Here is a 24,170-nt window from a genome sequence, read left to right as displayed (position 1 = left end):
TGTGACGTGGCTCAGGCCACGTCATGCATCATGCTGCGTGGCTCCATCGCCGGTGAGGTTTGATTACGACCATTGCGCTTGGCGAGGTAGAGGTTTTTATCCGCCGCTGACACTAAACGGTTAATTACGCCGGGCCACTCACGTTCGCTCTGCGCACTGCCGCGCGCCAGACCTAAGCTGGCTGTCACCGTCACCGTGTTGCCCTGAATCCAGAACTTCTCTTTCACCATCGCCTGACGCACCGTTTCGGCCAGTTGGTACAGCTGGCTGTGATTGCAGTCGAAAACCACTATCACAAACTCCTCCCCGCCAAAGCGACAAACCATACCGCGATTGCCCACTACCCGCTGAATACGACGCGCAATCTCTTCCAGCACGCAATCTCCGGCATCATGACCAAAATTGTCATTAATGGCTTTGAAATAGTCGACATCCAGCATCACCACGCCCGCTTCACGCTGCAGTGAAAAGGGCTCATTTCTCAGGCTCTCATACAGGCCAGAGCGCGAGAGTAGCTGAGTGAGAAAATCAAAATTTGCTCGTAATGCGAGACGATGATTCAGCTGCCGAATCGCGTCCATGCTCACCGCCACCAACAATGGACTCAGCGCGACAGTGGCCACGCCAAGGCGGGCTGAAGTGAGGTGGCTAATCGGTAGTAGCGCGTCGTCGCCCTGAATGTTCATCACGCCATGCGACACTAATACAATCTCGGTTATGCCGGTGATGAGGATCACCAGGCTGGTCAGCGGAATGGGCAACACAATTGCACACCAGATCAGGGCTGGCACCGGGAATGTCAGGCTGCCTGCGCCGCCAATCAACGCGCCCACGGTCAGCGAGAGGATCACCGCTGCCAGTGGCAACAGTTTGCCCGGATGCAGCAAGGTACGCGGCGCTACGGTGCGCAGCGGACGCGCCAGCATCACCGGCAGCAACATCAGTGACGTTGAGAATTGCTCGCTAAACCAGTCGCCCCACGCCACGATAAAACGCGCGTTGAAGTCGATATCCTGCGCCCATGCCCCCCAGGTTGCGCAAGCCGCCGCGCCGAGAAAACAGGCCGGGAAAATGCGCATGGCGTTGACCACCTGGCTGTTAGCAGAAGGACGTTGCAGATGTTTGATCAGCATACTGACCGAGACGAGGATAAAAAGAATATTGGCAAAATTCACGGTAAACGCAGGCAGCGCCCAGCCGGAAAATACCGTGTCGTTAAAAATCATCGCACTGAAGCACACCAGATAGCTGGAAGTGGTGTGCAAAAACGGATTACGCACCATTAAACCGGCGACCAATGCATTCACCGGCCAGAACAGTGAAAACTCTTGCGGGATGCGCAAATGGCTGCCAATAAAGCAGAAAAAAAGCGTAATGAAGAACAGCGTGAGAGTATTCTTTTTTAAATTATTCTCTTCAAACAGCATAACGCGCATACGTCTGAACCCTGTAACGTAGAAATCGCTGCCATCAGCCATGGGCATCAGCAAGCATTAAACCTTAAATAACCGCGCGATGATTCGGTAATTAAGCAAGTGTTCGTCATCCTACTCTGCGGCTGGACGGCGCTCAATCTGCCATGAAAACAGCATGGAAACCAAATGGCAGGGTGGGAACGCCAGAGACAAAAGATCAAGCCGGCGGCAATTATGCCCTGTAAATAAAAAAATCGGCTATCCGAGATATCCGATTTTTACTTTCAAAACTACCGTTAATGCCAGGATTTAGGGTTATTTCAACGCCACAGGCCACTGACTGAGGCGAATGCCACGTTGGCGCGCGTTTTCGCCAAAGTCTTGCAGCACAGCCTTCACATCCGGATCCATATATTTAGCGTTATCGTGCTCGGCAACCACCACGCTGTTTTCCGGAATCTCTGCCAGTAATCCCTGCAGTTTCGGATTATGCATAAAGGTCAGATTTTGCTGGAAGCGTAATACGTAATGATCGTCATAACGCGTGAGCTGCAATGCATTGCGATGGCTTTTATAGATACTGCAGAGAATTTGCGTCGCGATGCCAATTCCGATGCCGGCCAGCATGCCAAATACGATAATGCCGCCGATAGTGGCAAGGAATGGCACATATTGCTGTGGCCCCATGCGCATCTGCTCAATGAACAGGCGTGGCGTAGCCAGCTTATAGCCGGTATAAAGCAGCACGGCCGCCAGACTGGCAAGCGGGATAGCATTAAGCAGATGGCTAAACCACAAGCCGCAGATCAGCAGCAGCCCACCATGAATCAGGATGGAGAGCTTAGTTTGCGCCCCCGCACTGACGTTAACCGAGCTGCGCACAATCACCGCGGTAATGGGCATTGCGCCGAGGAAACCGGCGGCCAAATTACCCATCCCTTGAGCAAACATCTCTCTGTTGGGCGATGGCGCAGGATGCTGCGGACGCAGTTTTTTTAGCGCTTCCTGACTCAGCAGTGTTTCAAGACTCGCCACTAGCGCCAGGGTTATCGCCACCATCCACACTGAAGGATTCCGCCATGCTTGCCAATCTGGCGTTTCCAGTTCTGCCACCAACGCTGACATGCTATCGAAGGCCGGCAGTGCGATACGCGGCAAGCTTTCTGCCAGTGAAGGAAACAGGCGATCGCCAAACACCGTCGCAGCACAACCCACCAGTACCGCCACCAGCGGACCGGGCATCCAGCTCAGGGCCTTCACCGATTTGATCAGCGGCGTGGTCCACAACCAGAGGATGATCAGGCCAGTGCCGGCAACCAACATTGCACTGCTTGAGAACTGAAACTCACCGTTCACCAGCGAAATTAATTCGACGTCTCCCGCGGCACCCAGTGCCACCGGAATTTGCTGCATAATCAGCAAAATACCAATTGCCGCCAGCATGCCTTTAATGACGCTGCTCGGTACCAGCGTGATAAAACGTCCTGCACGTAATAAGCCAAAAAGACACTGCAATCCACCCGCCAGAATAAGCGCGGTGAGAAAGGCTGAAAAACTGCCTAGCGTCGCGATCGACGCGACCACAATAGTGACTAATCCCGCCGCCGGACCGCTGACCGCAAAGCGCGAAGGGCTCAGCGCAGTGACCAGCAAACCGCCAATCACGCCGGTAAGCAGACCGGCAAAGGGTGGCAGTCCGCTAGCCTGAGCGATACCAAGACAGAGCGGCAGCGCCACCAGAAACACCACCAAACCAGCCGGAATATCCTGACGAAGCGTGTTTAAATTCATGGCGTATCTTCCTCTGCACAAAGGGTAATTAACCGCTTGCAGAGCGGCAAAGCCCACCTGCGATTTTTCGCTAATAAAGGTTTTAGGGTCATCACAATAATCTTCTCTCAACGTTTAAAAATATCGCTTTCAGGGAATAGCGTCGTCATTAAACGCGGCTATTGAGAACAATTGAGGATGAAAGCAGAACTTCCTCACAAAAATTGTTTATAGACGCTTATGGATAGAGTTGCATCAGGAATATTTATACGGCCGCCATGCATGGCTATTTTGTAAAAATAGATTCAACAAATGTATAATTTAAGTAATGTTATGCAAGTGAGCGCATTATGCATAATTCAAATAATATGCATTGATAACAAATAAATAGGGTAAGGAATTAATGTCATATTCTTTATACCATTACAAAAATATACACGCATCAACACTGTGCCTTCCTATTTATCCGTTAATTTAAACATTTTGTGTTAAGAGAAATCTTAATTAAAAAATTTATGATTAGCGTGATTCACTACCTTACCGCTCATTAGGCAATATATTTCACCATTCACAGCGCATATATTAAGCAAGAGATCAGGAAAATAATGAGGGGAATAATAGTTACATGAAAAAGTAAATATGACTGGACCTGAAGAGGGCACAAATGCGCCTGCAAGGACAGGCGCTATTTCGCTTGACGAACTATTTACCGTTCCACGCTTTCATGCGCGCTTCACGCACCTGCAACTGCTGTTGAGGTGTCAGCTTGTTATAGTTTTCTGCCATACCGCTTTCCCAGTCACCATACAGCGGATTCGGCAATACAATGAATTGAGTGCCAAAACGTTGATGGTTGAGACTGACAAACTGCTGCCGCTGAGCATTCCCCTGATGCCAGGTTGCACCACCAAAATCATTCAGATTGTCGCCGACGTACAGCACCACGTTATAACCGGCATTTTTCACCGCATCGAAGCGCTCCTGCTTATTCGAATTGCCGGTGCTAAGACGCACGGTTTTATCGCTAACGCCGGTGAAGCCCAACTTATTCAGGTTCTCAACGGTCGCGGTGTAATCCTTTTGATCGCGATTGGAGATATAGAACATGGTGCCGCCGTGGCTGTTGACGTAATTGGCGAACTCCACTGCGCCCGGAACTGCCGTTGCCTGTCGCGCCTGGGTCCATGCCGACCAGGTTTTGCCGGAGAATGGCTGACCGTTCTTCGCCTGCCACGCGCTGTAAGCGCTGTTATCAATCATCGTTTCATCCAGATCGACAATCACCGCTTTGGGTTTTCCCGCCAGCGATGGCGCCTGATCAAACGCCATGCGCGCTGAGTTAAAGGCCTGCCAGCTCAATGCCTGATACTCGCCGGATTGCTGGAACCAGTTTACTGCCAGTACCGACTGCTGACCGAGCTGTTGCTGCGCCTGCTGGTTTGAGGTTTGCGCACAGCCTGACAGCGCTAACGCCATTAAGCCGGACGCCGCCAGCAAGGTGGTTTTTTTCATCATTTCATCCTTAAGTGATTAGGGTCAGTTTTTGTAAAGCTTTAAAAATGTAGCAGTTAACGTAAGCTGTGGGCACCAGAATAACGCCGTTTTATAAGAGGAGAGACTTATGACACAGCACCAATATCGCGGTCCACGATCAACGCTGCTGGATGGATTTTCCTGGCTGGAATACGCATTTCAGCCCGCAGGTCAGCCGGTTCCGAGCGATGCGGCTTATGGTCAGCAGCGTCATAGTGCTAACGTGGTGCTGGCTAAGCAAAATCTGCCGCCAAAAAGTTGTGAATCCGATGGCGTGATTGGCGAAGATCATCTGCCGGTAGCGGTGTATACCGCCGATTGTTTGCCGGTTTTATTTGCTGATACGCAGCAGCATCAGGTGGCGGCGGTTCACGCCGGATTAAAAGGCACGCTGGGCGGTGTGTTACATAATGCCGTCGATCGTCTGTTAGCACGAGGCGCCAGGCTCGAAACGCTGCATGTGGCCATCGGTCCCGCCATCGGTCCATGCTGCTATGAACTGGGCCAGGATCTTGTCACGCAAATGCAGGATCGTCCCGATCTTCCGCCCCTAAAGTGGTCAGCTCAGCAGCCACACAATGCACAGGCCATTCGCCCGCAGGCGCAAGCACAGCAGCAAGGAATTTGGTTTGATTTGCCACATCTGGCGCGGGAATTATTGTTACAGCGCGGTATCCAGGCTGAGCATATTGAGGTGCTGAAGGTTTGCACTTATTGCATGGCGGAGTCGGGATCCAGCTATCGCTACAACACCCACTTTGACAGCGGCTACCAATCGCGCTTTTCGTGGATTCGCACCCGCGCTTAAGGCTTCACCTCCCTGTGAAGCCTTGACGGTCAGTGAATCACTGCATTGAGAGCGAGAACGCCCGCTAAACCGAGAATAGAGATCAGCGTTTCCATTACCGTCCAGGTTTTCAACGTCTCCACTACGCTCAGGTTGAAGTAGCCCTTAAACAGCCAGAAGCCAGGATCGTTAACGTGTGAGGCGATCACGCTGCCAGCGCCAACTGCCAGCACCATTAAGGCCGGATCGGCATGGGTTGCAGCGATAATCGGCGTCACAATACCTGCGGTGGTGATGGCGGCGACCGTCGCCGAACCCAGTGCGATACGCAGCATCGCCGCCACCGTCCAGCACATCAGCAGTGGCGACAGTGACGAGCCTTTCATCATGTCGGCGATATAATTACCGACACCGCTGTCCACCAGCACCTGTTTGAACGCACCACCACCGGCGATGATGAAGAGGATCATGGCGATAGCGGCAATCGACTCGCCACACATATCCATGACTTCTTCCATCTTGCGACCGTTGCGCAGGCCTAGCGTCAGCACCGCAATCACCACCGCAATAAATAGCGCCACCGCCGGGTTACCGATGAATTCAAAGAACTGACGTAGCGCGTTCTCTTTTGGCGTGGTTAACTCAAATACGGCGGCGATCGCCATCAGCACCACGGGAATAACCGCGGCAAAGATACTGATACCGAAGCCTGGCATCTCTTCTTCGGTGAAAATTTTCGGGTTATAAAGCCCTTCTGGCGGCGACTTCTCAAAACCTTTGAGGAATTTCGAGAAAATCGGCCCGGCAATAATCACCGTCGGGATGGTGATGATCATGCCGTACAGCAAAGTGGTGCCGAGATTCGCCCCAAAGATAGTGGCAATCGCCGTTGGACCGGGATGCGGTGGCAGGAAGCAGTGAGTCACCGACAGCGCGGCAACCATGGGTACACCGACATACAGCAAGGGTAAGCCCGCAGCGGCCACGATAGTGAACACCAGCGGTAACAGCAGCACGAAGCCAACTTCATAGAACATCGCCAGACCAACGATCAGCCCAGTGACTACCAGCGCCCATTGCAGCCGCTCTTTACCGAAGGCGGCGATGAGCGTCGTCGCAACGCGTTGCGCCGCACCGGTATCCGAAACCAGCCGCCCGAGCATGGCACCAAAGCCGAGGATCATTGCTAACCCGCCCAGCGTCGAGCCGATCCCTTTCTGAATCGAGGCCATCACATTCAGCGGCGTCATACCTTCGGCAATACCCACTACCGCCGACACAAACACCAACGCAATGAAGCCGTTGACCTTAAATACAATCATCAACACCAGCAGCAGTATCACACCCAGCACAATGATGGTTATTGGCATTTTTTATTATCCTTAGGAATACAGAGGGGTGATTAAGGTTTAGGCGCGGCCCGGCGATAATGCCAGCCGCACCCCGGCATCACACCGCGACGCGCATGCCACCGTCAACGAACAGCAGATGGCCGTTAACGAAGTTCGATGCGCCCGACGCGAGGAACACTGCCGCGCCAATCAACTCTTCTGGCTTGCCCCAGCGTGCGGCGGGTGTACGTTTGGTTAGCCAACCCGTAAAGGCGGGATCGTCGGCCAGCGCCTGCGTCATTTCCGTGACGAAATAGCCCGGCGCAATCGCATTCACCTGAATGTTGTGACGCGCGAGCTCCACGCACATGCCGCGCGTCAACATGGTGACAGCACCTTTTGAGGCGGCATACGGCGTGATGGTGTCGCGGCCCAATTCACTCTGCATCGAACCAATGTTGATAATTTTACCCTGCTGACGCGCCACCATTTTTTTCGCCACGGTTTGCGACACCAGAAATACCGCCGTCTGGTTGACGGCAATTACGTCATTCCAGTCCTGTTCAGGAAATTCGAGGAACGGACGACGGCGCTGAATGCCGGCATTGTTCACCAGTACATCAATGGCGCCCCACTCCGCTTCAATCTCATCAACCGCCTGATTGACCTGTGCTGATTGGGTGACGTCAAAGGCTTTGGCGTGCGCACGCAGCCCCAACTCGCGCAGTTGGGCGGCACCTTTCTGCGCGCCTGCATCGGTGGTGGCATTGACGATCACTTCGGCGCCAGCCTCAGCCAGACCGCGCGCCAGCAGGAATCCAATGCCACGCGCTGAACCGGTGAGCAGTACACGCTTACCTTCGAGGGAAAATAACTGACTCATCACTGCTCCTTAAAAGGTTAACTGAACTTTAGCGGCGCGGGTTTTATCGCCAGCAAACTGCAGCGCGGCATCAATATCCTGCAAGGCGTATTCGCCGCTGAACAGCGGCAAGGGATCAACCACGCCGTTAGCCAGCCACTCGACGGCGGTATTAAATTCATGGGTAAAGCGGAAGGAACCGACCAGATTAATCTCTTTAGCAATCAGCGCCATAATCGGGAAGCTCGGAATGGTACCGCCCATGCCAACCTGCACCAGCGTACCTTTAGCACAGACCACATCGAGGCAGCGCTGCAGCGAAGAGGGATGCCCAGAGGCTTCAAAGGCCACATCGAAATAGCCTTTGTCGGCAAGATAAGGCGCGAAATCGCCATCAGCTGCATGGATGACGTCGGTTGCACCCATCTGCTGCGCCATCTTCAGAGAACGTTCGCTGATGTCGCTACAGACAATTGACGCTGCTCCACGTGCTTTTGCCGCCGCCGCAATCAGACAGCCAATCGGCCCAACCCCCGAAATAAAAACCTGTTTGCCGGTGAGATCGCCCGCCTGATGCGTTGCGTGAATGCACACTGCCAGCGGCTCGGCGAAGACCATCACCGTTTCATCGGCATCCTGTGGAAAAGGCACACATTGCGCGCTATCTACCACTTTGTATTGGGTAAAGCCGCCGTCAACGTGCGGGACATACATGGCGCTACCGAAGAAGCGCATTGAGGTGCACTGGTTTTCCTGATCGCGCTGGCAATATTTGCATTCGCCGCAGGGTTTAGATGGATTGACCGCGACTTTTTGATCCGGCTTTAGTTGCGGATTATCGCTTTCCACCACGTAGCCAATCACTTCATGTCCGAGGATCATCGGCATTTTGATCTCAAAACTGCCGACCTTCCCTTCCTGATAGTAATGCAGATCGGAGCCACAGATGCCGCCGCGCGTGATGCGAACTAACGTGCCTTTGCCCTCCCATTTCACCTGCTGCTGTGCAACGCTGACTTGTTTTTTTCCAGTGATCACACCGGATTGCGTGTCGATATTCATCCTATCCCCCTAAGTGCTAAACAATGGGGCCATCAGACCGGGTTACGCAGCGTTAAACTGTGACAAAGATCACTCAAAAACATGTTACGGAACAGGTGTTACTGGGAACGTGATGTACGCAGTGCAGAACAGGAAAAAGGCGGTCATGAATTGCCGCCTGTGAAGAGAATCAGTAGCCCGACATCAGGTCGTGACTGTATTTGAACAGCTCTGAATCTGAGCGCAAACCCAGTTTTTTCAACGCAGATTGTTTTTGCCCGCTCACAGTTTTGCGGCTGCGTTTAAATTTCACTGCAATCTGCGACACGCTCAAACCATCAAGGAAACACCGCACCACTTCTACTTCGCGTGGGCTGAGGGTTTTCACCTTCTCATACATATTGCCTTTGCTGTTGAAATCGTGGTTCTCGTCCAGCGATTCTTCGCTCATCACATAGAGATTTTCCACTTCATAGGCCACTTCTTTAGACAAGAATAAACGCCCTTGCGCCACCTGACGGATGGCATGCGTAATATCCTGCATATTGTGACTCTTGCCGATAAACCCTTTTACGCCCGCGCTCAGCACCATTTTGACGATTGCCGGGCTTTCCATTGAGGAGGAGATCAGAATTTTCTGCTGTGGATAGTGATTACGTAATTGCTTAACCAACGCAAGACCGTCCAGCTCACGTTCACCAAGAAGAAAATCCAGTACCAGTACATCAACGGTGGTACTTCTTAGCTGATTAAATAACTCATTGCTTGAAGCCCAGGTGCCCACCAAATGAATATCGGGCTCATGTTTTAAACACAACTCGAAAACGGTACGGACCATGGGGTGATCATCAAGGACAGCAACACGCACTTGCTTATTGTGTGCATATACCATTTATTTATTCCTTTATTACAGTTTTAACTTTGTCCAATTGTGATAACCACACCAGATGAAGTGAATCAATGATATTAAAAAGCGACACTTAAAATAATCAATCGGTCGCAGCGTTATCATTATAAAAATAAGTTAACCCGTAAAACGAATCTGTCACTCGTTTCTTCAGGCTGTCTTATTTATTGCGCTGGCTTTTAACTTTTCCGCCCACACAAAACTGCGAAAATTCTGACTTAACTCCTCAACCAGACCACATAAGAATTGTCTTGAAAGGTCCTGAGTCAGTTAACACATTGAATAAAAACACCAATTAATAAAAACCTATTTTTTCTCGAGCAGGTGCTTTCTTTATCAATATGTCACTATTTCAAGAATGGTCGCAAAACACAGGTACAAAGATGATAGGAGAAGAGAATTATTTAAATGTCTCTATACTCCCTTGTCCTTACTGCAATTAATGTAATTACTTTGTCTTGAGATGGTATCGTGTTCATTCAGCCTGCAATTTTCCGTCTGGCAACGTTATTGCTGCTAATTTTATTTTCCTGCTTATCGGTTGCGGCGGAAAAAACACTGCAACTACTCGCACGCTATGATACGACGCAGCCAGCCCTGCAATTAGCGGAACCCATTCCTTCTGGATTTCGTAATAAAGTGCTCAAGGTTGCCGTAGCGGGCCAGCCACAACCGCCTTTATATATGGACACCGATAAACGACGCTTTGAAGGACTCAGTGCTGATTACCTCTCTCTGATTCAAAGCATGCTCGATACCACGATTGAGCTCTATCACTATCCCAGTCATAGCGCCGCGCAAAATGCGGTGATTAACGGCGAAATGCAGATGCTGGCGATCAATGTCGTGCTGCCATCGTCACAACCTCAGCCTTTACTCGCCAGCGTCCCCTGGATGCTGGATTACAGTGTGGTAGGTCATAAACCCGATCATGCTATTAACCTGAATCACACGCTTGCGCAGCGCGTCGCCTGGTCCGGCCCTCCCCCACAACGCGAATACCTTGAGAATATCTATCAAGATGACCATTTGGTGCGCTTTCCCGGTTATTACGATGCGGTAGCAGCAGTGGTGTTTGATCAAACCGGTCAGGTTTGGGGCAATGCCGCCACGCTGAACCATCTAAATCGTTACCTGTTCGCGCATGCCTTAAAAGTGGCGCCCGATGAGCAGAGCATTCCCATGGATGTCAGCTTTGGCATCAGCCCACAGTTGCCCAAACTGGCTGATGCGATCAATCAGGCACTGCAGCAGATCCCGCTGTCGATTCGTATGCAGATAGCCAAACGCTGGCAGCTTGATGCCCATCATGTCTTGCAGAGCAATCCCCTCGCGTTAACTCAGGAAGAGGAGCAGTGGTTGAAGGAACACCCACGCATTGATACCTCGCTCTCAACGGTGCTGGCTCCCTTAAGCAGCCGAACCGGAAGCATGCCATTCCGCGGCATGACCGTCGACGTGCTGGAGCTTATGACCAACCTCACGGGAATGAGTTTTATCGCGCATGGTCAGGAAGATGATCCACCAACCAGCAGCAGTGATATGTTGCCCAGTCTGTTTCCGCTGGAGATCCTTGAGCGGGAAGACGAGAAGCATCCCCAACTGACCACGCGTCCGTGGTTAGTTTCGCATTGGGTTATCATCCGCAATCAGAAACCCCGCAGTATCATCGGCCAGGATACCTTCCCATTTGGTTCGGCATTGATGTTGAGCAATCAGGTGATGAAAGAGTGGATGCTGCAGCATTATCCAAATCTGAACCTTACGCCTGTAGACGATCCGGTTGACGCCTTACGCCAGCTGCAAGATCACAAGGTTGACGCTGTGGTGCTCCCCAAAATCTTTGCGGATTACCTGCTACGCAATCATTTCGGCGACAGGTTAAATGTCGAAAGTACGCTGGGTGCAGAGCCTGCACGTTTTGTCATGCGTGCTACGCCCGGTAATGAACTGTTAATCAGTATTCTGAATAAAGCGTTACTGGCAATTCCACCGGAAACGCTGTTTAAACTGCTGGCACAGTGGCGTCAGGCAGAAACCCCGTTCCTTAGCGCCTCATGGCAAAACTACAAACAGGCGGTTTTGATTATTGTTTCAGTGTCAGCCGGATTAATCCTGTTGATCCTGTTCTGGAATCATCATTTACGCAAAGTCATTCAGCAGCGTATTCAAGCCGAAAATGCCTTGAAAAATCAGCTTAATTTTACGCATACGTTATTTAATGAATCACCGGTCGCGATGTACATTCGCGACAAAAAAACCCGTCTGGTTGACTGTAATCAAGCCTATTTACGCTTTATGAATTTTCGTCGTGATGAGGTCATTGGCAAACGCCTTTCTGACGTGCTAACCGGCAACAATGAAAGCATTCACAGTATTGAAGATGGCTACCAGCAAACCCTGCTGGATGGCGAAGCTGTGATACGCGATATCCATATGGCGCTTGATCATCAGGCTTATCAGCTCTATCACTGGACGCTACCGTTTCGCGATCGACTAGGCGATGTGGCGGGCGTCATCGGCGGCTGGCTGGACGTGACCGAACGTAATGCGCTGCTGCAGGAGCTTCAGCTGGCAAAAGATGCCGCCGACAAAGCGAATCGATCCAAAAGTGAATTTCTCGCCAGCATGAGCCATGAGATCCGTACGCCGCTGCATGCCATTATTGGCCTGCTCGAGCTGGAAACCCGATCGCATACAGCGGACTCGCTCTCTGAAAATATTCGTGTCGCCTACAGTTCAGCTCACGCATTGCTCTCTTTAATTGGCGATGTGCTCGATCTATCGAAAATTGAATCGGGCCTGTATCAGCCCACGCTGGAAACCGTCTATTTGCCGGATGTGATCGAGCAAGCCGTCGCCCTGTTCCGTAATAAGGCCGAGAGCAAGGGGCTCGATCTGCGTGTCGAGATGGATATTGCCGCTTACTGGGTGAAAACCGATCCGCTGATGATTAATCAGATCCTGTCTAATCTGTTAAGCAACGCGATTAAGTTTACCGAAGAAGGTACGGTTACCGTGGTGCTTATGCAGGGCATCGCGCAGGAAGAGGAAGGCAGCGAATTCGTCATTGAAGTGAGCGATAACGGCTGCGGCATGACGGAAGATCAGCAACATGCCATATTCGAACCCTTCGTGCAGGTCGGAGATCGTCATCAGCAGCAACTGGGCACCGGATTAGGATTAAGTATCTGCCGTAATTTGGCACATTTGCTGGATGGCGAATTAATAGTCGAAAGTGCACCGGGTGAAGGCGCCGTTTTCTCCTTCTACTTCCGCGCAGCGCAAGGCGAACCACGCGATCAAACGCAACCTCACCTGTCACAACCGCCGTTGTCTGACAAGCTTTCGGTCCTGGTGATTGATGATCATGCACCGAACCGTTTACTGCTCGGTAAGCAACTCGAAATGTCAGGCCATCAGGTGGTAGTGAGTGAAAGTGCTGCTGAAGCATTGGCGCTTTGGCAGCAGGAACCGCTGCGTTTTGATTTGATTATTACCGATTGCAATATGCCGTCGATGAACGGCTTTCAATTCGCTGAGGCGCTACGCCAATATGAGCAGCAATATCAACTACCACCGATTATGCTGTTTGGTCTGACCGCATCTGCCGAGCAGCATATTATGCAGCGCTGCTTACAGGCGGGCATGAATGACTGTCTGTTTAAGCCTTTGAACCTCGATAGATTGCTGGTGAAGATCGCGCAGTGTATTCATCGTGGCCCGGATGATGCACGGCAAAATTATGCAGCAGCGGATGAAAGAGAGCGGATCAAAGAAGTCGCCGTAACTGAAGCTACTGAATCTGATAGCGCACTTTTCCCGCCGTTTTTAATCCAACTTGCTGAGCGGGATGCGGAAAGCTGCCGGGCATTGCTCACCAGCATCCATACCAGCCACGATGAATTGCTCCGTGAGTTGCAGCAGACACAGGAAGCAAGCACGCTAGCCCAGCTAGGCCATAAACTTAAAGGGGGGGCCGCGATTCTGAATGCTCATGCCTTGATGAAATTAGGCCGGCAGTTGGAGGTGCACCGTGAAGAAGCGTATGACGCGCAAGCGTTAATTCAGCAAATAACATTAGAAATTGGCCGGGTGAATCAGACATTATTTGAATTCGCAGTAATTCATCTGAAAAATCAGTAATTTTTTTAGCTTCATAATTTTAACGAGACATTTCTCGGTTCGCCCCATTACGTCGGCGGACATAATACCTTCAGCGCCATCACTACGATGGCGTCAAAGGGAGAGATATGTTTAATGCAAAAATCCTCATCATTGATGAGCATCGTTTGGTTGCCGCCGGCGTGCAGGCTTTATTATTAATGAATGGCTTTAATTGTGTCACTACTGCGCACACAATTAACGATGGCATTGATGACATCATTCATCAGCACATCGACATATTGATATTAGATCCTGAATTCAAAGAAAAAAATGGCATCGCATTTTTACGCGATATTGTTAAATCGAAGAGCTGGATGAAAGTCATATTGATAAGCCAGGGTGGGAACAACCACATTTCAATACAATCGCTTAGCCAGGGCGCAAATGGGTTTGTTTCAACCTATGATCCCATTCAAACCCTGATCGCTGCGATTGGCTGCGTCTCGAATAATGTAAATTACCTGCCCGGTGATATTCTGGATAAACGCCAGCGCTATGTAAATGAGCAAGATATGCTTTCTCGCTTAACAGATCGTGAGAATTTAATCCTGCGCCAACTCGCTCAAGGAAAATCAAATAAAACCATCGCTTATGAACTTGGGTTGAATAATAAAACCATCAGCACCTATAAAACAAAAATATTCCAAAAACTCGAATCAAAAAATTTATTCGATATTATTGAGCTTGCACGCCGCAACGGTGCATGTTGAAAGAAAATCAAGACCAGTCTTGCGGAATTAAAGAACGATGGCATGGCATGATATCCCTCGTCCTTACCCCGGACAGTGTGTAATAGATTGAGTACTACTGAAATCCATAACCACAGAGCTAATTTATTAGCCCCATCTTCATGCTATTACAGGGCGAGTAGGTTTCTTCCCGTGCCTGGCGAAAGCGTCCGAAACTTTCGTCTGCGACTTACCGCCCTGCTTTTTTTGATGCTTCTCACAGGCTGAACGCCTCACATTTCCTTCCCGCTAAAATCCCGCTAGAGTTCACTCATCCGACCACTTTCTGAGTATGTGATCATGTCTGAGCATTATGCCCACCTGTTTGCCCCGCTGGATTTGGGCTTTACCCAACTCAAAAACCGTTTCCTGATGGGCTCGATGCATACTGGATTAGAGGAACATGCAGCAGGCGCTGAGCGTCTGGCGGCATTCTACGCTGAGCGCGCACGCGAAGGCGTGGCGCTGATTGTCACGGGTGGCATTGCCCCCAATCCGCAAGGTGTGGTGGCGCAAGGTGGTGCGATACTCAACCAGGAGCATCAGTGCGACTGGCACCGTGAGATCACGGGTGCCGTGCATGCGGCAGGCGGAAAAATTGCGCTGCAAATTCTGCATGCTGGGCGCTACAGCTATCAGCGCGATCTGGTTGCGCCTTCGGCGTTGCAGGCACCGATCAACCCCCTTACACCGCAAGCGCTCAGCGATGCTGACATTCAGCAAACCATTCAGGACTTTGCTCGCTGCGCCAGGCTGGCACAGCAGGCGGGTTATGATGGCGTTGAGATTATGGGCTCGGAAGGTTATCTGATTAACCAATTTCTGGTGGCGCATACCAATCAACGTGATGATGATTGGGGTGGCGACGTGGTGCGCCGGCAGCGGTTTGCACTAGCCGTCACGCAGGCGGTACGCGATGCCGTTGGCCGCGACTTCATCATTATTTTCCGCTTATCGATGCTGGATCTGGTGAATAACGGCAGCTCGCTGGAAGAGACACTGGCGCTGGCACACGCGCTGGAACAGTGTGGCGTGACGCTGTTTAACAGCGGCATTGGCTGGCATGAAGCGCGTATTCCGACCATCGCAACCTGCGTGCCTCGCGCCGGTTTTGCCTGGGTTACGCAACATTTACGCGAGCGCGTTTCGGTGCCGGTCATCGCCACCAATCGCATCAACCATCCTGATATTGCCGAACAACTGTTACGCGACGGGATTGCCGATATGGTGTCGATGGCGCGTCCATTTCTCGCCGATGCCGCTTTCGTCAGCAAGGCAAAAAACGGTCAGCCGGACGCCATCAACACCTGCATTGCCTGTAATCAGGCCTGCCTGGATCAGATTTTTGTCGGCAAAGTGACCTCATGCCTGGTCAATCCGCGCGCCTGCCACGAAACGCTAATGCCGGTAATCAACACTGAACACCCGAAAAAACTGGCGGTGGTAGGCGCCGGCCCTGCCGGCATGGCCTTCGCCCTGCAGGCAGCACAGCGCGGCCATCAGGTTACGCTGTATGAAGCTGATGCGCAGATTGGCGGGCAATTTAACATCGCCCGGCAAATCCCTGGCAAAGAAGAGTTCAGTGAAACGCTGCGTTATTTCCGCCATCAACTCGCCGCCGCGGGCGTAACGATCAACGCACAACACCGGGTGACGGCTGGCGAGCTGGAAGCTTCGGATGAAGTGATCATCGCTACCGGCATCATCCCGCGCCAGCTGGCGATTGCCGGCATCGACCACTCTAGCGTACTGAGTTATCTCGACGTCATACGCGATAAAAAACCGGTGGGAAAACGTGTGGCCATCATCGGTGCGGGCGGCATTGGTTTTGATACTGCCGAGTTCCTGCTGCATCAAACCAGTCATGAAGATTTCTACCAAAGCTGGGGCATTGATCGAAGCTTACAGGCGCGTGGCGGTTTGATTGCGCCGCAGCCGCAGCCGGCCGATCGACAAATCTGGCTGCTGCAGCGCAAATCAGGTAAGCCGGGCGCCGGGCTGGCGAAAACCACCGGCTGGATTCATCGCGCCAGTTTGCAGGCACACGGCGTGAAGATGTGGGGTGATGTCGAATATTTGAAGATTGATGATGCTGGGCTACATTTGCGTCATCAGGGCGAAGATAAGACGTTGGCGGTAGATAACGTGGTGATTTGTGCCGGTCAGGAGCCGCTGCGTCAGCTGGCGGACGAGCTCAGCGCGCGGGGTAAAGCGGTGCGGGTGATTGGTGGTGCAGACGTGGCGCAGGAGCTGGATGCTCGCCGCGCCATTGCTCAGGCGACCGAACTGGCGCTAAGTGTCTGATTAACGCAGTTTGACCGAGCGCAACACGACAAACTTGGCATTGGACGCCACCAGCTCGCAGTTGCCAAACAGCTTTTTCATTTTGACGTGATAACCGAGGTGGCGGTTGCCAACGATGCGCAACTCGCCGCCATACTGCAGGCAGCGTTTCGCATCACGCAGCATTTGCCACGCCAGATGATCGGTCACCGCGTGCTGCTGATGGAACGGTGGATTACACAGTACCGCATGCAGGCGATCCGACGGGAAGCCGCTCAACACGTTGTTAACGCGGAACTGGCAGCGCGCCATATCCTGCGGGCGGTTCACTTCCACATTCAGCTTGCTTGATGCCACCGCCATGTAAGATTCGTCATAAAACAGCACATCCGCAGCCGGGTTCTGTTCCAGCGCCAGCAAGCCAATCACGCCATTGCCACAGCCCAAATCGAGAATCTCACCTTCAATGTCAAAAGGCAGATGCTGCATAAAGAAACGTGCGCCGACATCCAGCGAGGCGCGGGAGAAGACGTTGGCGTGGTTATGGATCTGATACGCAGAATCGTCGAGCGGCCACACGGTGGTCGCAGGCTGATCGGCTAACGTTGGTGCGCTATAGCGGCTATAAATCAGACGGGCTTTTTTCCATGCCAGCGAGGTTTTGCTCTCACCCAGAATGCGCTCAAACAGTTGCAGCGTGGAGTTGTGAATATCTTTGGCTTTCGCCGCCGCCAAAATTAGCGTGTCCGGCGTCACCACCTCGCGCAGCGCGCGCAGCTGATGCTCAAGCAGCGCCAGCGCTTTAGGGATTTTGATCATCACCACGGCTGGCGCAGCGGGCAGCGGCGCCAGGCTATCGATAAAGTGCACCTGATCCTCATCCATCTCGTTGAGGCGCAGGTTCTGTTTCGCCGCTTGTTCACTCAGTAAAGAGTCACTCACGTGCCACACCGGGCGCGCGCCTAATCCGCAGGTCAGGGCACCAAAGCTGTCGTTGAACACCAACACCGGTCCCTCGGGCAGCTCTTGCTGCAACAGGTACTCATCGGCGGAATCCCACGCCTGTAGCGGGCTCTCCTCGCGCATAGGCGGGAAGCGGTGCAGCGTCAGCGTGCGATTGGTCAGTTCAAGTTGGCTCATGGAATCTCCGGCGTGGTACACTTTGCGCGATTTTCGCCCTAAAAAGGGGGCGCAGTATACTGTCTTTCGTCGGGAATCCCAATGTCATTAATCTATCTGCAGGGTTACCCTGAAAACATCCTTGAACAGGTGCAGACGCTCATTGAACATGAACGTTTAGGCTCCTTTCTCCAGCAACGCTATCCCGATACGCACAATATCGTCAGCGACCGGGCGCTTTATGATTACACGCAGGCGCTGAAAAACCGCTATATGCGCAGCGCGCCGCCGGTGAGCAAGGTGATTTGGGACAATAAGATCAAGGTGATGAAGCACGCGCTGGGGTTACATACCGCCATTTCGCGCGTACAGGGCGGCAATTTGAAAGCCAAAGCGGAGATCCGCATTTCCACTTTCTTCCGCCTGGCACCGGAAGCGTTTTTACGCATGATCGTGGTGCACGAGCTGGCGCATCTTAAAGAAAAAGAGCACGACAAAGCCTTCTATCAACTCTGCTGCCACATGGAACCGGACTATCACCAGCTCGAATTCGACGCCCGCTTATGGATGACCGACCAGGCGATGCGCGGCAACGCGGCTTAGAGAAACTCCTGCGCTTTTTGAATCAGACTGGTTTTCGTCAATGCGCCCATAAAGCGGCGTTCTTGCGGATTATTTAGCACCGGTAAACGCTCCAGCGTTACGCGCGCAAAAGCTTCCCAACCTTCACGCATACTTTGATTTTGATAAATGCAGGGGAAGTTATTGTCCATCACGTTACTCACTGGCGAATGCAGGGTGATCTCCTGCGACAGCACCTTGCGTGAAATATCGTGAATCGACACCACGCCGAGAAACTGCCCTTCGCTGTTAATCACATAAACATAACGTTCGCGCTTGAGTGAACTGACCGCCAGCGCCTGTCCAACCGACTCTTCCGGCTGCAGCGCCGCGCCAGGAATGATCAGCTGGTCGACGCGCATATTATCGAAATCATACTTAGCTTCTGAGCGGCTGAAATGCGCGCTCACCACCGGATAAGTGCTGGAGGACTGCAGGCGATATACCACCATTGATGCCAGCACTGACGCGATCATGATCGGGAACAGCAGGCTACTGTTTAGCGTCATCTCTAGCACCATCAGCATCGCCATTAACGGCGCCTGGCTAACCGCCGCCAGCACCGCCGCCATGCCGATGGCCGCATACAGTAAGGTATCGCCCACCGGTAGATGCAGCATCACGCCAATTTGAGCCAGCGCCACGCCCAGCAGCGCGCCGATGAGTAATGAAGGGGTAAACAGCCCGCCGACTGCATTGGAGCCCACCGACAACGTGGTGGCCAGCGTCTTCAAAACCAGTAATCCCAGCAGCCCCAGCAAGACATACTGGCCATCAATGATTTTGACGATCACTTCATAACCGTTCCCCAGAATATCGGTGGAGATCAGCGCCAAAAAGCCGACCATTAAACCACCGGCGCCCAGGCGCAGCGGCAGCGAACGCACGCGACCGAACATCGCCTTACTGCGCGCAATCAGTTTGATCAGCAACCAGCCGGCAATACCGGCGACAAAACCAATCAGCAGCGTCATCACTAAACTGCTGATATCCATCTGGAACAGTGCTTCAGATAGCGGATAAAGCGCGCTGCGAAAGCCCAGCGACCACATGGTCATCACCGCCACCGCCGACGCAACGATCAGCGGGATCAGCCGTTGCAGCGCTGAAATGCCAAAAGCGATTTCCGCGACAAAAATCGCTGACGCCAGCGGGGCGTGATACACCGAAGAGAGCCCCGCTGCGGCAGCCATCGCCACGATATCGCTGTTACGCAGATTCAACGACGCAGGCAACCAGCGCCCGATCAAACTGCCGCTCAGCGCCGAAAGCTGCACCATCGGCCCCTCTTTACCAATCGACGCGCCGCTGCCGATACTGGCAATCGATGACAGCGCGCGGAACAAGGAGGTTTTGGTTGGCACCGCATCGAGCCGCGCGTTGATCACTTCCAGATAATCGGTTTGCACCGTTTCCTGTTTTTCAATTGCCACCGCGTAACGCAGGAACCAGCCAGCCAAAACGCCACCGGCACCCACCAGCAGCGGCCAGAAGATCCACGGCCAGACATGCATCGCCACAGTGATTTCATTATCACTGTTGAACAGCAGGTGGTTGATCAACTCAATGACGCCGCGAAACGCCAGCGTGACCAGCGAGGCCACCAATCCTACGGGAATAGCGATCAGTAAGGTGGTCCAGTTCAGAGCATGTTTACTTCCACTCACCCGCGCGTCCCCGCTTAGTCGGTTAAAAAGTTGTGCGGCATCATCATATTGGAATGCGGATCCCAGGATCAAATTTCACCTGACTTCCGCTGCAATCAACATGCTACTCTGCCGTTTTACTTTAGCAGGAGAGCAGCACGTGATTCGTTTCGCCATCGTGGGAACCAACTGGATCACCCGCCAGTTTATCGACGCCGCACATGAAACCGGCAAGATGAAGCTGAGCGGCGTTTATTCTCGTCATCAGCAGCAAGCCGACGCTTTTGTGGTGGATTATCCCTGCAAGTTGACGTTCACCTCGCTGGATGAACTCGCCACCAGCAGCGAAATCGATGCGGTGTATATCGCCAGCCCAAATGCATTGCACAGCGAGCAAGCGATGCTGTTTATGTCACACGGTAAGCATGTGATTTGCGAGAAGCCAATGGCCTCGAACCTGCGCGAAGCGGAGGCGATGATTGCCTGTGCCCGTGAGCATCAGGTGGTGTTGTTCGAAGCCTTCAAGACCGCCAGCCTGCCGACGTTCCTGCAGCTACAAAAAACCTTGCCGCAGCTGGGCAAACTGCGCAAAGCCTTGATCAACTATTGCCAGTATTCGTCGCGCTATCAGCGCTATCTGGATGGTGAAAACCCGAATACCTTTAATCCACGCTGGTCGAACGGTTCCATAATGGATATTGGCTTCTACTGCCTCGCCGCCGCCGTCACGCTGTGGGGCGCGCCGCAGCGGGTCAAAGCGCAAGCCTCTTTGCTGGAAAGCGGCGTGGATGCGCATGGCGTGGTGGTACTGGGCTACGGCGATTTTGATGTCACCTTGCTGCACTCCAAAGTTAGCGATTCACTGATCCCCAGTGAGATTCAAGGGGAAGCGGGATCGCTGGTGATCGAAAAGATCTCCGAATGCCAGCAGCTGCGCTTTATCCCGCGCGGCGGCGAGAGCCAAAACCTGACGCAGCCGCAGCACATTAATACCATGCTGTATGAAGCAGAAACCTTTGCCAAACTGGTTGAAGCCGGTGAAGTTGAGCATGCCGCGTTAGAAACCTCGCGCATTACGGCGCAACTGCTCACGGAAATTCGCCGCCAGACGGGCGTGGTTTTCCCGGCCGATCGGGCTGAAGTGTAAATATTGCAAAACATTTCTGGCGCCCTCTTGAAAGCGATAATTGAACTCCGTATGTTGAGCGCTGCAAAGGGGAGTAACTTCAACGCTGATTGATCGTCATTACGATGCGCAACACGCATCCGGTCGTCAGGCAACCCGGAATCTATTCTGAGTTGTAAGTGAGACCTTGCCGGAAGGCGAGGTTTGCTTGCAGCACCATCAAAGCGGCTGACGTCTTCTGACTTCAGCCGCTTTTTTTATGTTCAGAAAAGGATATGACTATGCACTCTGTAGGCACACCGTTACTTTGGGGCAGCTTTGCTGTTGTAGTGCTCATCATGCTAGCGATCGACCTGCTGTTACAGGGCCGACGCGGCGCACAAACTATGTCATTTAAACAAGCAGCGATATGGTCACTGGTTTGGGTCTCCGTTTCGCTGCTGTTTAGCGCTGCGTTCTGGTGGTATCTCGACGGTACCGCCGGACGCGAAGTCGCTACCGCGCAAACCCTCGCTTTCCTTACCGGCTACGTGTTAGAAAAAGCGCTGGCGGTCGATAACGTCTTTGTCTGGCTAATGCTGTTTAGCTACTTCGCTGTGCCAGCCAATCTGCAACGTCGTGTACTGATTTATGGCGTATTAGGCGCGATTGTACTGCGTACCATCATGATCTTCGCCGGTAGCTATTTGGTTACCCAGTTCAGCTGGATTCTTTACGTATTCGGCGCCTTCCTGCTGTTTACCGGCCTCAAAATGGCGCTGGCGAAAGAGGAAGATGACAACGCGGTCGGCGACAAGCCGGTGGTGCGCTGGCTGCGTAAGCATCTGCGTATGACCGATAGCCTGGATGGTGAGAAGTTCTTCACCCGCAAAAACGGCGTGCTGTTCGCGACGCCGCTGCTGTTGGTGCTGATCATGGTCGAACTGAGCGATGTGATTTTCGCCGTGGACAGTATCCCCGCTATCTTCGCGGTGACCACCGATCCGTTCATTGTGCTGACCTCAAACCTGTTCGCGATTCTCGGTCTACGTGCCATGTATTTCCTACTGGCTAACGTGGCGGAACGTTTCTCCATGCTGAAATACGGTTTGGCGATTGTGTTGGTGTTTATCGGAATCAAGATGCTGATCGTCGAGTTCTACCACATTCCAGTCGGCATCTCGCTGACGGTGGTGGGCGTGATTCTCGGCGGTACGTTGCTGATCAACGCCTGGGTGAACCACAGAAACGACCAGAAGAAGATCTCACCATAATCTTCTGCAGGGGCGCTAATCGCCCCTGCTTTGTTTCGCCAGTAGCAACCTTCGCCTTTTATATATCTGTCACACTTCCCATCATCAGCAGATCAAAAAACCGATCTGCTGCGCATGCACAGAATTATCTCTTTCCTCGCTAACTCTTTTCCTTATACTCCGCCGGGCAAACCGTTGCGCGCGGGAGAACCGCGCACAACACTCATGACCGCGAATAAAAAGACTGTGATATGCAAAACAACTTTATTGGACGTCTGGGCGCGCTGTTCGCAGGAAGCCTGGTAAAACAAATCATGATCGGCCTAGTGGCTGGCGTGGCGCTGGCGTGGTTCTCGCGCGACGCCGCATTAGCCGTTGGCTTGCTGGGTGAGCTGTTCGTGCGCGCGCTGAAAGCCGTCGCGCCGCTGCTGGTACTGGTGCTGGTGATCTCTTCTATCGCCAATCATCAGCAGGGACAGAAAACCAATATCCGCCCGATTATCATGCTGTATCTGCTCAGCACCTTCTTTGCTGCCGTGGTGGCGGTGATCTTCAGTCATCTGTTCCCGCAGACGCTGTCGATGAACGTCGGTGCCACGCAAATCACCCCACCGTCGGGCATTAGCGAAGTGCTGCACGGCCTGCTGATCAGCATGGTTTCCAATCCGATTGACGCACTGATGAACGCCAACTACATCGGCATTCTGGTCTGGGCGCTGGGCTTAGGTCTGGCGTTTCGTCATGCCAGCCCAAGCAGCAAAGCGTTCCTCAACGATGCGTCCAATGCCGCCACCTGGGTGGTGCGCTGTGTGATTCGCTGTGCGCCGCTGGGGATTTTTGGCCTGGTAGCCTCCATCCTCGCCTCGACCGGTTTTGACGCCATCTGGGAATACGCCAATCTGCTGGCGCTGCTGCTCGGCTGCATGCTGATTATGGCGCTGGTGATCAACCCGATGCTGGTGTTCCAGAAGATTCGTCGTAATCCCTATCCGCTGGTGTTTACCTGCCTGCGTGAAAGCGGCGTGACCGCCTTCTTCACTCGCAGCTCGGCGGCCAATATTCCGGTGAATATGGCGCTGGCTAAGCGTCTTAATCTGGATGAAGACACCTATTCCGTGTCGATTCCGCTCGGTGCCACCATCAGCATGGCGGGCGCATCGATCACCATAACCGTGTTGACGCTGGCCGCGGTACACACGCTGGGCATCTCGGTGGATGTACCAACCGCGATTCTGTTGAGTCTGGTGGCGTCGCTGTGTGCCTGTGGCGCATCCGGTGTGGCCGGCGGCTCACTGCTGCTGATTCCGGTGGCCTGCAATATGTTTGGCATTCCGAACGATTTGGCGATGCAGGTGGTGGCAGTGGGCTTCATTATTGGCGTACTGCAGGATTCAGCCGAGACCGCACTCAACTCCTCGACGGATATTCTGTTTACCGCGGCGGTTTGCCAGGCCGAAGCCGAGCGCGCGCCGCGTCGTACGGTTTCAGAATCGGAATAGTGTGTGATGGGTCGCCATCAATGGCGTAATGCTCGTCAGTTAAGCAGCGCACTGGCTCCGCGGGGGTTCCGCCCGCTAAGCCTATGGCAGTTTCAGTATGTGT

Annotated in this window: 17 protein-coding genes; 8 read left to right on the top strand and 9 right to left on the bottom strand. The window is 52.8% G+C overall.

Annotated elements, in window-relative coordinates:
* Positions 1–11 precede the first annotated feature (11 nt).
* The 3 genes from PMI17_RS12945 to PMI17_RS12935 form a co-directional block, all read right to left on the bottom strand.
* Positions 12–1,436 (bottom strand): GGDEF domain-containing protein, encoded by a 1,425-nt coding sequence (locus tag PMI17_RS12945; RefSeq protein WP_009127538.1) that lies wholly within the window; start codon positions 1,434–1,436, stop codon positions 12–14.
* A 294-nt stretch (positions 1,437–1,730) separates the two neighbouring features.
* Positions 1,731–3,206 carry a SulP family inorganic anion transporter gene (locus PMI17_RS12940; RefSeq protein WP_009127536.1) on the bottom strand — a complete coding sequence of 492 codons (1,476 nt, stop codon included), beginning with the start codon at positions 3,204–3,206 and terminating at the stop codon, positions 1,731–1,733.
* A 681-nt stretch (positions 3,207–3,887) separates the two neighbouring features.
* Complete coding sequence (locus PMI17_RS12935; RefSeq protein ID WP_009127534.1) at positions 3,888–4,697, bottom strand: 5'-nucleotidase, lipoprotein e(P4) family; 810 nt, start codon at positions 4,695–4,697, stop codon at positions 3,888–3,890.
* A 109-nt stretch (positions 4,698–4,806) separates the two neighbouring features.
* On the opposite strand from PMI17_RS12935, the gene PMI17_RS12930 reads away from it, so the two are divergent.
* A complete protein-coding gene (locus PMI17_RS12930; protein ID WP_009127533.1) occupies positions 4,807–5,526 on the top strand; it encodes a polyphenol oxidase family protein in 720 nt (239 codons plus the stop codon).
* Between the two features lie 29 nt (positions 5,527–5,555).
* Here the strand turns inward: PMI17_RS12930 and PMI17_RS12925 are convergent, their stop codons facing one another.
* The 4 genes from PMI17_RS12925 to PMI17_RS12910 form a co-directional block, all read right to left on the bottom strand.
* Entirely contained in the window at positions 5,556–6,875 is a 1,320-nt protein-coding gene (locus tag PMI17_RS12925; protein ID WP_009127531.1) for a gluconate:H+ symporter, read from the bottom strand.
* Positions 6,876–6,954: 79 nt separating this feature from the next.
* Entirely contained in the window at positions 6,955–7,719 is a 765-nt protein-coding gene (idnO, locus tag PMI17_RS12920; protein WP_009127530.1) for a gluconate 5-dehydrogenase, read from the bottom strand.
* Positions 7,720–7,728: 9 nt separating this feature from the next.
* The gene (idnD, locus tag PMI17_RS12915; protein ID WP_009127528.1) at positions 7,729–8,760 is read right to left on the bottom strand and encodes an L-idonate 5-dehydrogenase; all 1,032 of its coding nucleotides are present in this window, start codon (positions 8,758–8,760) and stop codon (positions 7,729–7,731) included.
* A 169-nt stretch (positions 8,761–8,929) separates the two neighbouring features.
* Positions 8,930–9,631, bottom strand: coding sequence for a response regulator transcription factor (locus PMI17_RS12910; protein WP_009127526.1), 702 nt, complete (start codon positions 9,629–9,631; stop codon positions 8,930–8,932).
* Between the two features lie 486 nt (positions 9,632–10,117).
* Between PMI17_RS12910 and PMI17_RS12905 the strand changes: the two genes are divergently transcribed.
* The 3 genes from PMI17_RS12905 to PMI17_RS12895 all read left to right on the top strand — a co-directional run bounded on the left by PMI17_RS12905 (position 10,118) and on the right by PMI17_RS12895 (position 16,845).
* Positions 10,118–13,792, top strand: a complete 3,675-nt coding sequence (locus PMI17_RS12905; protein WP_009127524.1) for an ATP-binding protein — start codon at positions 10,118–10,120, stop codon at positions 13,790–13,792.
* 107 nt (positions 13,793–13,899) lie between these two features.
* Positions 13,900–14,523 carry a response regulator transcription factor gene (locus PMI17_RS12900; RefSeq protein ID WP_009127522.1) on the top strand — a complete coding sequence of 208 codons (624 nt, stop codon included), beginning with the start codon at positions 13,900–13,902 and terminating at the stop codon, positions 14,521–14,523.
* Between the two features lie 318 nt (positions 14,524–14,841).
* Positions 14,842–16,845 (top strand): NADPH-dependent 2,4-dienoyl-CoA reductase, encoded by a 2,004-nt coding sequence (locus PMI17_RS12895; protein WP_009127521.1) that lies wholly within the window; start codon positions 14,842–14,844, stop codon positions 16,843–16,845.
* Here PMI17_RS12895 and rlmG read toward each other — a convergent pair whose 3' ends face one another.
* Positions 16,846–17,964 carry a 23S rRNA (guanine(1835)-N(2))-methyltransferase RlmG gene (gene rlmG, locus PMI17_RS12890; protein WP_009127519.1) on the bottom strand — a complete coding sequence of 373 codons (1,119 nt, stop codon included), beginning with the start codon at positions 17,962–17,964 and terminating at the stop codon, positions 16,846–16,848.
* 81 nt (positions 17,965–18,045) lie between these two features.
* Between rlmG and PMI17_RS12885 the strand changes: the two genes are divergently transcribed.
* Positions 18,046–18,546, top strand: a complete 501-nt coding sequence (locus tag PMI17_RS12885; protein WP_008103482.1) for a M48 family metallopeptidase — start codon at positions 18,046–18,048, stop codon at positions 18,544–18,546.
* Here the strand turns inward: PMI17_RS12885 and PMI17_RS12880 are convergent.
* Entirely contained in the window at positions 18,543–20,231 is a 1,689-nt protein-coding gene (locus tag PMI17_RS12880; protein ID WP_009127516.1) for a chloride channel protein, read from the bottom strand. The genes PMI17_RS12885 and PMI17_RS12880 overlap by 4 nt on opposite strands.
* A gap of 139 nt (positions 20,232–20,370) precedes the next feature.
* Here PMI17_RS12880 and PMI17_RS12875 point away from each other — a divergent pair, with 139 nt between their 5' ends.
* The 3 genes from PMI17_RS12875 to sstT all read left to right on the top strand — a co-directional run bounded on the left by PMI17_RS12875 (position 20,371) and on the right by sstT (position 24,067).
* Positions 20,371–21,357: a Gfo/Idh/MocA family protein gene (locus tag PMI17_RS12875; RefSeq protein ID WP_009127514.1), complete on the top strand. Its 987-nt coding sequence runs from the start codon at positions 20,371–20,373 to the stop codon at positions 21,355–21,357.
* A gap of 260 nt (positions 21,358–21,617) precedes the next feature.
* Complete coding sequence (locus PMI17_RS12870) at positions 21,618–22,589, top strand: TerC family protein (protein WP_009127513.1); 972 nt, start codon at positions 21,618–21,620, stop codon at positions 22,587–22,589.
* Between the two features lie 230 nt (positions 22,590–22,819).
* The gene (sstT, locus tag PMI17_RS12865; protein WP_009127511.1) at positions 22,820–24,067 is read left to right on the top strand and encodes a serine/threonine transporter SstT; all 1,248 of its coding nucleotides are present in this window, start codon (positions 22,820–22,822) and stop codon (positions 24,065–24,067) included.
* The last annotated feature ends 103 nt before the right edge of the window (positions 24,068–24,170 follow it).

Source organism: Pantoea sp. GM01, from assembly GCF_000282675.1.
GTDB lineage: Bacteria > Pseudomonadota > Gammaproteobacteria > Enterobacterales > Enterobacteriaceae > Pantoea > Pantoea nemavictus.
This window is presented reverse-complemented; position numbering and strand designations above follow the sequence as displayed.